The sequence below is a fragment of the Clostridium sp. UBA7339 genome, assembly GCF_002470865.1.
In the GTDB taxonomy this organism is placed as follows: Bacteria; Bacillota; Clostridia; order Clostridiales; family Clostridiaceae; genus Clostridium_J; species Clostridium_J sulfidigenes.
Genome location: NZ_DKPI01000014.1, coordinates 437440 through 449807, shown reverse-complemented (window position 1 = coordinate 449807; position 12368 = coordinate 437440). Strand labels below are relative to the sequence as shown.

General features: G+C 28.1%; 12 protein-coding genes. 9 read left to right on the top strand and 3 right to left on the bottom strand.

The window, feature by feature from the left end; all coding sequences use genetic code 11:
* Positions 1-3 precede the first annotated feature (3 nt).
* The 4 genes from B2S02_RS16400 to B2S02_RS16385 all read left to right on the top strand — a co-directional run bounded on the left by B2S02_RS16400 (position 4) and on the right by B2S02_RS16385 (position 2835).
* Positions 4-201 carry a hypothetical protein gene (locus tag B2S02_RS16400; RefSeq protein WP_346847519.1) on the top strand — a complete coding sequence of 66 codons (198 nt, stop codon included), beginning with the start codon at positions 4-6 and terminating at the stop codon, positions 199-201.
* Positions 202-1148: 947 nt separating this feature from the next.
* Positions 1149-1550, top strand: a complete 402-nt coding sequence (locus B2S02_RS16395; RefSeq protein ID WP_346878238.1) for a DUF4430 domain-containing protein — start codon at positions 1149-1151, stop codon at positions 1548-1550.
* A gap of 1 nt (position 1551) precedes the next feature.
* On the top strand, positions 1552-2067 hold the full coding sequence (locus B2S02_RS16390) for a hypothetical protein (protein ID WP_346847517.1): 516 nt from the start codon (positions 1552-1554) through the stop codon (positions 2065-2067).
* A 216-nt stretch (positions 2068-2283) separates the two neighbouring features.
* The gene (locus tag B2S02_RS16385; protein WP_346847516.1) at positions 2284-2835 is read left to right on the top strand and encodes a GNAT family protein; all 552 of its coding nucleotides are present in this window, start codon (positions 2284-2286) and stop codon (positions 2833-2835) included.
* 82 nt (positions 2836-2917) lie between these two features.
* Here B2S02_RS16385 and B2S02_RS16380 read toward each other — a convergent pair whose 3' ends face one another.
* Positions 2918-3844 carry a DMT family transporter gene (locus tag B2S02_RS16380; RefSeq protein ID WP_346921036.1) on the bottom strand — a complete coding sequence of 309 codons (927 nt, stop codon included), beginning with the start codon at positions 3842-3844 and terminating at the stop codon, positions 2918-2920.
* Between the two features lie 473 nt (positions 3845-4317).
* Here B2S02_RS16380 and B2S02_RS16375 point away from each other — a divergent pair, with 473 nt between their 5' ends.
* The 5 genes from B2S02_RS16375 (at position 4318) to B2S02_RS16355 (ending at position 9548) form a co-directional block, all read left to right on the top strand.
* Positions 4318-5271 carry an ABC transporter permease gene (locus tag B2S02_RS16375; protein WP_346878239.1) on the top strand — a complete coding sequence of 318 codons (954 nt, stop codon included), beginning with the start codon at positions 4318-4320 and terminating at the stop codon, positions 5269-5271.
* Positions 5261-6220, top strand: coding sequence for an iron chelate uptake ABC transporter family permease subunit (locus B2S02_RS16370; protein WP_346921035.1), 960 nt, complete (start codon positions 5261-5263; stop codon positions 6218-6220). Before B2S02_RS16375 ends, B2S02_RS16370 begins: the two co-directional genes overlap by 11 nt.
* Positions 6221-6976 (top strand): ABC transporter ATP-binding protein, encoded by a 756-nt coding sequence (locus B2S02_RS16365; RefSeq protein WP_346847512.1) that lies wholly within the window; start codon positions 6221-6223, stop codon positions 6974-6976.
* A 290-nt stretch (positions 6977-7266) separates the two neighbouring features.
* Entirely contained in the window at positions 7267-8223 is a 957-nt protein-coding gene (locus tag B2S02_RS16360) for a siderophore ABC transporter substrate-binding protein (protein ID WP_346847511.1), read from the top strand.
* Positions 8224-8402: 179 nt separating this feature from the next.
* Positions 8403-9548: a LysM peptidoglycan-binding domain-containing protein gene (locus B2S02_RS16355; protein ID WP_346878242.1), complete on the top strand. Its 1146-nt coding sequence runs from the start codon at positions 8403-8405 to the stop codon at positions 9546-9548.
* Between the two features lie 117 nt (positions 9549-9665).
* Here B2S02_RS16355 and B2S02_RS16350 read toward each other — a convergent pair whose 3' ends face one another.
* A complete protein-coding gene (locus B2S02_RS16350) occupies positions 9666-11237 on the bottom strand; it encodes a glycine betaine ABC transporter substrate-binding protein (RefSeq protein WP_346847509.1) in 1572 nt (523 codons plus the stop codon).
* A gap of 4 nt (positions 11238-11241) precedes the next feature.
* Positions 11242-12366, bottom strand: coding sequence for an ABC transporter ATP-binding protein (locus B2S02_RS16345; RefSeq protein WP_346847508.1), 1125 nt, complete (start codon positions 12364-12366; stop codon positions 11242-11244).
* Between the last annotated feature and the right edge of the window lie 2 nt (positions 12367-12368).

Here is a 12368-nt window from a genome sequence, read left to right as displayed (position 1 = left end):
TAAATGGATGATGAAGGGATAAGTACTAATAAAGATTTTTTAAAATCTATTAAGAAAAATAGATTTATTACAAAAATCAAAATCAAAAAAAAAGTGATACTTCCATTAACTTCAAGAAGAGAAATACAAGAATATAAAGATAAGTACGTACCACCAAAAAGAAAAATATTAAATAATAAGTTATATATAAAAGTTGTTTGATATTTTATAGGAATTAAATTATAAACTAATAACCAAACAACTAAAAATATAGTTATAATGGCATAGAGATAGATATTGTTAATCACTATAGGAATTTCATCAATTATATTAATTATAAATAACAATGTACTTGAAATAAGTGTAAGTATAGATAAGTTATAACTAAAGTATAAATTTTCACTTAATAAATATGTTTTTAAATCAGAATAGTTATTTAGTTTAATTTTCATTTTCCTTACCTCACTAGCATAAAATTCAATAGAATAAAATAAAAATTATATACCTCAACATTATAATGTGTTAATAAATTACAATTTATAATTTATGATAAACATATCCGCGGATAAAAAATGGATAAATGGGTACATTGCAATTAAAAATTTTTTAAATATTTTAATTATAAAGTATACTCATAATTTATAATTAATGTTCATACCACACATATCCATAACTAATATAGCATATATGTTAGTAAATATAAAAAAAGTTAGTATATACAAGTAAATTTGTTTTAATAAAAAATATGTTGATTTTTATTGAAATTTATCATTTTTATTTAAATTAAGACAAGAATAAATACATATATAACTAATACTTCTTTTTTATGAAAAAATTATGAAGAAAATTATAAAAACATAAAATATATTTCATGAATATTAACTTTGTGTTAATAATTTTAAACATAAAGTTAAATAAAGAAAAATTTATAGGTGTAAATTCAGTATATCGAATTAATATATAGATATTAGTATAAGGATTAAGAAGAGTAATAAATAATTATTTGGTTGATAGTATGTTATATGACTTAATTAGAATACATTGATTTTATAAAATATATATGATAGCATGTAAATGGAGTTGCTACATAAAATATATTATTAGTAGTCAGTAAAATCTCTCTTTCTCTACTGAAAGGGAGTTTATTTTGTTTCTTAGGAGGTAAAGATATGAAAAAAAATATGAAATCAATAATAATTTCTTTAATAGTTATAATTATTGCAATTGGTGGATTTTTTATCTACAAAAATTTTAATGCAAAGCAAAGAGTTGAAGGAGATAAAACTATAGAAGTTACAGTTATAAGTAAAAAGGATAATTATGAAAAAACTTATACACATTCAACTAATGCAGAAACTCTAGGAAAAGCACTAGATGAAATGAAGATAATTGTAGCTGATACATCTCAAGCTACTAGATTTATAACTGGAGTAGATGGACTAAATGCAGATGCTAACAAGCAAGAGTGGTGGAATTTAAAAATAAATGGAAAAAATTCCCAAACTGGTATAGATGATACTGCTATAAAAGATGGTGATAAGATAGAACTTATACTTACAATAGGTTGGTAATATGTATAAAACTAAAGATTTGATAATATTGGCATTACTTGGAGCGCTAATGCTTGTGTTACAAGTTATGATGAGTGGAATACCTAATATAGAACCAGTATCTTTTTTACTGGTAATATATACTTTAGTATTAGGCAGAAGAGCATTAGTAGTTGTAGTGGTATTTAACTTTTTACTAGGTCTTGTTAGTGGAATGGGAACTTGGTGGTTTGGATACTGGATTGTTTGGCCTATGCTAGTACTAGTAGTGCTGTTATTTAGAAAAATAATTAAAGAAAATTTTTTAGGTTGGAGTATAATATCCGGTGTGTTTGGAATGTTATTTGGAGCACTGTATTCAATACCATATATCTTTACAGTCTCTAAAACCTTTGCTTTAACTTATTGGATAAATGGAATACCCTATGATTTAATTCATATGGTAGGTAATTATTTTATTATGTTAATGCTTGGAAAAAGGGTATATAATTTATTGAAGAATTTAGTAGCAAAATATAATTTAGGCACTAAATTTTGAAGATAGATAGGTTTTAAAATATAAAAAGAACTTTGAAATTTCAAAGTTCTTTTTTATTTTTTAAGGAGTGGATTGGGGAATTAAGCCAATAAATAAAGTAATTAAAATGTATTTATGTTATATTTATCATATAGTGTCATTGCCATAACATATAATTTATATAAAATATAAACTAAAAGGCTAAGGAATAAATTGTAGAATCTAAGAGGTGGGAATATGAAGTTGCTAGAAACAGAAAGATTGATTTTGAGAAGTTGGAAAATAGCGGATTTAGATGATTTTTATGAGTATTCTAAAAATCCTAATGTTGGTCCTATGGCAGGATGGAAACCCCATAAGAATAAAGAAATATCTAAAGGTATACTTCAGTCATTTATAAAGAATAATGAGGTATGGGCAATTGTATATAAGAAAAATAATAGGGTAATTGGTTCAATTGGTAATCATAGAGATGTGAAAAGAAATTTATTAAAGGCAAGAATGATAGGATATGTACTTTCAGAAGAATATTGGGGAAAAGGAATTATGACTGAAGCAGTAAATAGGGTAATAAAATATTTGTTCGAAGAAATAAAATGTGAAGTAGTATCTTGTTATCATTATCACGGAAATCAAAAATCTAAAAGGGTTATAGAAAAGTGTGGATTTAAATATGATGGAACATTAAGAATGGCTAGCGAAACTTATGATGGAAGAATATATGATGATCTATGCTATTCCATAACTAAAATGGAGTATTGTGATGAATATAAAAATAAATATTTATAGGTAAAGTATAATAATTATAGATTGAATATATTTAAAATATAGACTCCATGAATAATTAGTTCGTAGAGTCTATTAATTTTAGTTAACTATTTTTAACCTTAGGTTTATTTACTATATATATTCCAACACATACAAATACAAGTGCCAACAGATTTTTCCAATGCCAAATAGATTCTTTTAAAAATATAGCAGAAAGAAAAACACCAAACACAGGTGTTAAAAAATTGTATATAGAAATTTTACCAACATTATTATGCTTTAATAAGATAGTCCATATTGTAAAAGCCACTGAAGAAAGAAGTGAGAGATATAAAAGTAATAGCATAGCTTCAGTAGAAGGTATAGAGGTTCGTGCACCTCCAAGTGCGCCTACAATTACAAGTAAAACCCCTCCAAAGAGTAGTTGCCATCCTGTGACTATCATGCTATCTTCTCTCTTAGCTGCTTCTTTACTTATAAGAGATCCAATTGCAAAGGAAGCAGCAGCAAGAATAATAAATCCTTCACCAGTAAAGGTAAAACCACTTCCAACTTTACCACCTAAGTTAATTATAACTACTCCCATAAATCCAACAATACATCCTAAAATCTTTTGGAAATTTAATCTATCATCTGAATATATAAAATGAGCAAGAATTACAGCCATAAAGGTTGCGGTACCGTTTAATATGGACCCCTTAACACCGGTAGTATGAGAAAGTCCTATGTAGAAAAATAAATATTCCAAAGTAGTTTGAATAAACCCAAGTAGTGCAATATGACTTAAGGCCTCTTTTTTAGGAAAAGGAAATTTTTTTTGAATTATCCAAGTTAATAAAATTACTAGAAGACCTGATAAAGCAAATCGATTGCCTGCAAAGAGAAGTTTACTAAAAATATCATTTTCGCCTATAGAAAATAAAGAGTAGCCAATCTTTATAGATGGATAGGCACTTCCCCAAAGTAAGGTACATAGTAAAACTAACAATAAAATCACACCATTTTTTTGAAAAACATCTTTTTTACTCATAATTTAAATAATCCCCTCTGTACATTTAAAACTTAAATAATTACAAATTAACTTATGTTTATTGTGAATATAGTTTTAAAATTCTAATTATCTCAATTAGAATTTTACTATTATATGCAACCAATGTAAATGAACATTATTATTTGTTGTTTTTGACAATAAAATTTATCTTATCTAAAATGTAAAAACGAAATTTCAATATAAAAGTTCAATACAAATATATAAGGAAAATACAGAAAAATGGAGAATGGAGAATTTTGAGTAATTTAATCAAGTGTATTTAAGTCTTAAGAAGTTGAAAATGATTATCAATTAAGCTATTATGAAGTAGTGATAAGTATTATCAATTAAAATTATATTTCAATTGATAACGTAATTTTATTGTTACATCAAGTATATATAAGTGTTTAAGAATATCACATAATTTAATACATAAAGATATTTAGGATACGTAATAAAGTTTTGGAGGAAATATGAAAAAGAAATATTTAATTCCTTTATTCATAATACTGTGTATGTCTTCAATATTTATAGGGGTTCAAAATATAAGTATTACAGATATAATGCAATGGAACCAGGGTAAGATGAATATAATAATTTTAACTAGATTGCCGCGGCTTATTAGTATAGTGGTAGCTGGAGTAGGAATGAGCGTTGGTGGAGTTATAATGCAGCAAATTAGTAATAACAAATTTGTTTCTCCAAGTACAGCAGCTACCGTAGACTCAGCAAAGCTTGGGGTACTAGTTTCTATGCTACTATTTTCATCAGCAACTTTGATGCAAAAGATGATAACAGCATTTATATTTGCCCTTTTGGGAACCTTTGTATTTATGAAAATACTTAAAAGCATAAAAATGAAAAATGTTGTATTCATACCTCTAGTGGGAATAATGGTAGGAAATGTTATAGGGTCTATGACAGATTTCTTTGCTTATAAAAACAATTTAGTTCAAAGTATGGGAACTTTTCTCCAAGGAGATTTTTCCATGATTATAAAGGGAAATTATGAGCTCCTCTATTTGACTATACCATTATTAATATTAGCACTTTTGTATGCTAATAAATTTACTATTATAGCAATGGGGGAGGATATCTCATCAAATTTAGGGATTAACTATAATAAGGTTGCCAATATTGGAGTTATAATTGTTGCATTGATTTCAGCTTTAGTAGTAATAACTGTTGGGAATATACCTTTTATAGGATTAATAGTTCCGAATATAGTATCTATATTTAAAGGGGACAATCTTAGTAAGAATATTTGGGATACAGCTTTGTTTGGGGCAATATTTGTACTAGCATGTGACATTATAGGTAGACTTGTAATTCATCCCTATGAAGTACCTATAAGTCTTACTGTAGGAGTTACAGGAAGTATTATATTCCTTTACCTGATATTTAGGAGGAATAGAAATGAAGGATAATATAGATAAAAAAAAGTTATATATACTTGGAATAGTTGCATTATTTTTTATTGGCTTATTTTTGTTTGAAGGATTAAATGGTATAAACTGGTATTATAACCTATCAAAGAGAATACCTAAGGTTATAGCTATAGCAGTTACTGGAGGGTCAATAGCCTTTTCTTCTATGATATTTCAGACAGTAACAAATAATAGAATCCTAACGCCAAGCATACTTGGACTTGATTCCTTATATATGTTTGTACAAACCATATCCGTGTTTTTATTCGGAGCATCAAGTATATTTATGATAAACAGAAATGTGAATTTTATGGTTTCAGTTACAATAATGTTAGTTGGAACTTTAGTTCTTTATAAAATATTATTTAAGAAAGATGGAAATAGTAATATATTCTTTTTGCTATTGGTGGGAACAGTATTGGGAACCTTGTTTAAAAGTATGACATCTTTTATGCAAGTAATAATTGATCCAAATGAATTTGAAACATTACAAAGTAAAATGTTTGCTAGCTTTGCTAATGTTAATACGGATATATTGTTAATATCAGTAATAGCCTTACTAATCATTTTTGTATTATTTTATGATGATGTAAAAAAATTAGATGTTATGCTTTTGGGAAGAGATCAAGCTATAAACTTAGGAATAGATTTTGATAGATTTTCTAAAAAAATATTAATAGTTGTAGCAGTATTAGTATCAATATCTACAGCTTTAGTTGGACAAATAACCTTCCTTGGATTATTGGTGGTTAATCTATCTTATCAGTTTCTTAATACATATAAACATAGTTATCAAATAACGGGAAGTATATTGATAAGTATAATTGCTTTAATAGCTGGACAGTTCATAGTGGAAAGAATATTAAACTTTGGAAGTACAGTAAGTATAATAATTAATTTTATTGGTGGAATTTACTTTATATATCTTTTAATGAAGGAGGGAAAATAAATGATAGAAGTTAGAGGTATAGTTAAAAAGTATGGAGATAATCCAGTAGTAGACAATGTATCTTTAAACATAGAAAAAGGTAAGATTACTTCTTTCATAGGACCTAATGGAGCAGGAAAGAGTACTTTACTATCAATGATATCTCGTATTATGAAGAAAGATGAAGGCGAAGTTATTATAGATGGTAGGGAGTTAGAAAAATGGGACACTAAGGGACTAGCTAAAAAAATAGCTATACTTAAACAATCTAACAATATAAATGTAAGATTAACTATAAAGGAAATAGTTAGCTTTGGACGTTACCCTCACTGCGAAGGTAGACTGACAAAGGAAGACACAAAGTATGTAGATGAAGCCATAGAATATATGCAACTTAAGGATATTGAAGATAGATATTTAGATGAGCTTAGCGGTGGACAAAGACAAAGAGCATATATTGCTATGGTAATAGCTCAAAATACAGAGTATGTACTATTAGATGAACCATTAAATAACTTAGATATGAAACATTCAGTACAGATGATGAAAGTATTAAGAGGGCTAGTGGATGATCTTGGAAAAACTGTAGTGATAGTTATGCACGACATAAATTTTGCATCAGTTTACTCAGATAAAATAGTTATTCTTAAAGATGGAAAGATAGTTAAAGATGATATAACTGATGCCATAATATCAAAAGATGTTTTAGAAGACGTATATGAAATAGATTTTCACATAAAGAATATAAACGGAAACAACATCTGCGTATATTTCTAAGAGAGACCCCAAATCTATGATTTGGTTGGTCGAACTTAAGTGACCATTTTAATCTATGATTTAATTATGGAAACTTACTCATTTGAGTGTAACGAAAAGGAGTAAGTTTCAAATAGTAAGGTGACAAGGAGTATCCTTACGAGCAAAGCGAGAAAAAGAAATCTATGATTTCTATAACAATAAAATATAATTTATTCTTAAATTCAAAATTAAAGAAATTTATTATAAATAAATATTAAGATATAAGGAAAATATTAATTGGATATAGATGAAAGGAATAGGTGAAACAAATGAATAAGAAAAAAATTAATATAATAGTAGGAGTTGCAATAGTTGCTTTAATTGGTGTGTTTGCAGCTACAAAACTTGGTAACAAAGATAATGAAGGGGAAAAAGGTGAAACTATAAAAATAATCCATACTGCTGGAGAAACTGAGGTACCTAAGAATCCAGAAAAAGTAGTAGTATTAGACTATGCATCTTTAGATATTATGGATTCATTAGATATAAAAGGATTAGTAGGATTACCAAAGAAAAACCTGCCAACTTATCTTTCAGAATATAAGGAAGAAAAATATACAGATTTAGGTGGATTAAAAGAATTTAGTCTAGAAGTAATCAATGAGATCAAACCGAATTTAATAATAATTGAAGGTAGACAAGCTGATTATTATGAGGAACTTTCTGCTATAGCTCCAACAATACAATTAGGAACAGATACTACAAAGTATTTAGAGTCATTAGAGTCAAATGTAAACATAATAGGACAAATATTTGGGAAAGAAGATGCAGCAACATCTAAATTAAAAGAACTTAATAAAAGAGTTGAAGAAGTAGGTAAAAAAATAAAAGAGCAAGGGTTTAATGCTTTAGCTACTATAATTACAGATGGTTCTATGAGTGTATACGGAGCAGGATCAAGATTTTCAATTATATTTGAAAAGTTCGGCTTTGTTCCAACAGATGAGAATATAGAAGTATCAAAGCATGGTCAAAATATAACTTATGAGTACTTATTAGCTAAAAATCCAAACTATCTTTTTGTAGTTGATAAGTCAGCAGGAACAAGTGGATCAGAAGATTATTCAGCAGCTAAGGAAGTAATAGAGAATGAATTAGTAAAAACTACAGACACATATAAAAATGGAAATATAGTTTATCTAAATGCTCAAGCTTGGTATGTGGGTGGAGCTGGACTTCAAGCAGCTGATTTAATTATAGAGGATATGGAAGGTATCACAAAATAATAATTAGTAAAATAGAAAATAGCTATTTGACATTCTAAAAGTCAAATAGCTATTTTTATAATGTGTTTAGTTGTTATAATACTGTCATCATATTAAAGTTAGTTATATAATGTAAAAATTATAATAGAGAGTAGAATAAATTAATAAAGAGCATATTTATATAGAGAGGAGGTGTTTCTATGGAAAGTAGAAATAGTAGTAATTATAAGGGGATTGATATAAGTAGTTGGCAAGGAAATGTAAATTTTAAAAAAGTAAAAGACGGTGGGATAGAAATAGTTTATATTAAAGCAACGGAAGGTATAAGCTATGTTAATAATTATTTTTCTTCATCCTATAAAAATGCTAAAGAGCAGGGTTTGAAGGTTGGATTTTATCACTTCTTTCTAGGAGGAATAGATCCTAAAGCTCAAGCTAGGCATTTTGTAAATACCATTGGAAATAGAGAATTTGATTGTAGACTAGCTATAGATATAGAACAGACTAATGGTTTAAATAAGACATCTTTAACAAGTGCAGCAATAATATTTTTAGAAGAGGTTAAGAGACTAACTAGTAAAGGTATCGTAGTTTATACCTATACTAATTTTGCAAGAACTAGTTTAGATAGTAGGTTAGGAATATATCCTTTATGGATTGCTGAATATGGGGTAAGCAAACCTGCTAGTAATCCAATATGGAATCAATGGGTTGGTTTTCAATTTTCAAGTACTGGACAAGTCCCCGGTGTAAGTGGAAATTGTGACCTAAATGAGTTCAATGAGGGAATATTATTAAATGGACAAAGTATACCAGAAAGTCCAAGTACAGATGATAATAGTAAAAATGATAAATACTATACAGTACAATCAGGGGATACTTTAAGTGGAATAGCAGAAAAATATAATACAACCTATCAAGTACTGGCATCTATTAATGGTATATCGAATCCTAATTTAATATATCCAGGACAAAAAATAATATTGCCAACAGGTAGTTCTTCAACAGGAGGTAATACCGGTAATTCATCCTATTATATTGTAAAATCAGGAGATACTTTGAGCGGTATAGCACAAGAATATGGAACTACAACTAAAGTTCTAGCTAGTATTAATAATATATCAAATCCTAATTTAATATATCCAGGACAAAAAATAGTATTACCATCAGGTAGTTCTTCATCTAAAGGTAATGCTAGTAGTTCATCCTATTATACTGTAAAATCGGGGGATACTTTAAGTGAGATAGCACAGCGGTTTGATACTACTACTTCAACTCTTGTTAAGCTTAATAATATATCAAATCCAAATTTAATATACCCAGGACAAGTGATAAAAATAAAGTAAAACAACCTTAATGAGAAAAAGAGACTGTTGCAGAGTGAGTTTTAATCTATTCTGCACAGTCTCTTGTATTTGAAATTTAATCTATAACTTATTAGTTGTAATAAAAAGTTATTATATTTATATTAAACCTTGTTTTTCTAAAAATTCTCGGGATACATCATTAGGTTCCATCTGTAGTTCATCAACTTTATAATTAAGTTCCATCATGATGTCATCATTAAGGATAGTTGATAATTGTTCCAATAGAGGAATTATTTCTGGATACTCTTTAAGAGTTTCACCTCTAACTATAGGCATAGCATAATAGGGTGGGAAAAAGTTCTTATCATCTTTTAATGTCTTTAATTTAAATTTCTTTAGCAATCCATCTGTTGCGAAGGCATCTACCACATCTATCTCTTTGCTGATTAAAGCAGTGTATCGTGGAGAACCATCAAGGCCTATAGAATCTTTAAATGAAAAATTGTATTTTTTGCTTAGTCCAGGAAGACCATCATCCCTGTTTAAGAATTCTAAGGTAGTTCCAGACTTTAGGTTAGTAGCAATGAGTGAAAGATCACTAATACTTTCTAAATTATATTTTTCAGCTGTTTCTTGTTCAACAGCTAAGGTATAAGTATTATTAAACTCCATTTGTTTTAAAACTTCAATATTGTATTTTTCTTTGAAATCATTTTTTACAGTAGCATATACTTTTTCCATATCACTTATAGGAGGATTGCCTAAGGTATCTCCATAAGCTGTCCCACTATATTCAATATATAAATCTATGTCATCAGATTTTAAAGCAGAAAAACATACTTGAGTACCACCAAGATTTATTTTACGATTTACTGAAATATCAGTATTTTCTTCAATTAAATCTGAAACCATGTGGCCTAATATCATTTGTTCACTAAAATCTTTACTCCCTACAGTAATTACTTTTGAGTTAGTATTAACATTAGTAATTGCAGAAAATATAAATATTAGAATAATAAAAATACTTGAGATTGCTAATATTCCTTTTTGCATTTTACGAGTTTTCATGAAATCTTTTTTTGTATTAGACTTAACCTTTTGTAAACTGATTGGAGTTGTTAGTTTTTCAACAATACTAGCTAGAAAATCTACAGCTAAAGCTAGTATACATGCTGGGATTGCACCAGCTAGTATTTGATTATTATTCACAGTTCTTATTCCAGAGAATACAAGGTAACCTAATCCACCGGCACCTATAAAGGCAGCAATGGTCATTAAGCCAACAGCAGTAACAGAAGAAATTCGAACTCCAGCCATTATAACAGGGAGAGCTAATGGAATTTGAATTTTTGTTAGAATTTGAAATTTTGTCAATCCTATTCCTTTTGCGGCTTCAATTGTCTGTGGGTTAATATTAGAAATCCCAGTATAAGTATTTTTGATTATAGGCAACAAGGAATATAGAATTACTGTTGTAACTGCAGGGAGAGTTCCTATACCTAAAAATGGTATGGAAAATCCTAATAAAGCCATACTAGGTATAGCTTGAATAATATTTGCTGCTCCAAGAATTGGTTTATTTAACTTCTTGACATAGGAAATTAGAATTCCTAGGGGAACACCTATTAAAATTGCTAGGCCAACTGAAATTGAAGTAAGTCTGATATGCTCAATCAATAATGATATAATTTGTGTTTTATTTTGTAAAATGTATTCTAAAATATTCATATTACTACGCCTCCTCTTCTATATATTGTTGACTAAGCGTTGTAACAAGACTACTTTCAGTAATTAATCCAATAAGACTGCTACTATCATTTAAAACAGGAACTGTTGAAATATTATTCTCATTTACAATTTTTAAAATATCAATTATAGTATCATTTGGAGAAACATAAATATAATTATTGTTAAGAATAGAACTGATTTGAATTGATTTATCATCAATTGATCGCATTTGTTTTGCCTTTACTATTCCTTGCAGTTTTTTTGATTTGTTATCAACAACCATTAAGCTATCAACTTTGTACGAACGCATCTTTTCTATACATTTAAATATTGATAGGTCCTTAGAGCAAGTTATAGGATTTTCTATCATAATATCTTCAGCTTTAATAAAGTCAGGAGAGGTCCAGATTCTTTTTTTACCAACAAATTGTGAGACAAAATCATTAACGGGGTTTTTTAATATATTTTCAGGTGTATCGTATTGAATAATTTTGCCTTTATCCATGATACACATCTTATCTGATATTTTTATAGCTTCATCCATATCGTGGGTTACAAATATAATAGTTTTCTTTAGTTTTGATTGTAAATTCACAAGTTCATCTTGCAAACTTGAACGTGTAATTGGATCAAGAGCTGAAAATGGCTCGTCCATTAATATTATATCTGGATTAGTGGCAAAGGCTCTTGCGACACCTACTCTTTGTTGTTGCCCTCCACTTAGTTCTACAGGGTATCGATTAAGAAATTTATCACAATCAAGACCAACCATATCCATTAAATTATATGTTTGTTGTGTAATGTCTTCAGGATTTTTATTTTGAACTTTTGGTATTAGTTCAATATTTTCTCTTATGGTCATATGAGGAAATAAACCTGTTTGCTGAATAACATAACCCATATTTCTTCTAAGATCTATTACATTTTTAGTGCTAATATCTTCATTGTTAATATATATTTTACCAGAAGTTGGTGTTATGAGACCATTTATCATTTTTAGTGTAGTTGTCTTTCCACAACCACTTTCACCTATAATAGCTACTAATTTACCTTTTTCAATCTCAAAAGAGACATCAGAAAGAACAGTAGTATTTTTAAATTTTTTTGAAATATTCTCGAATTTTATCAATG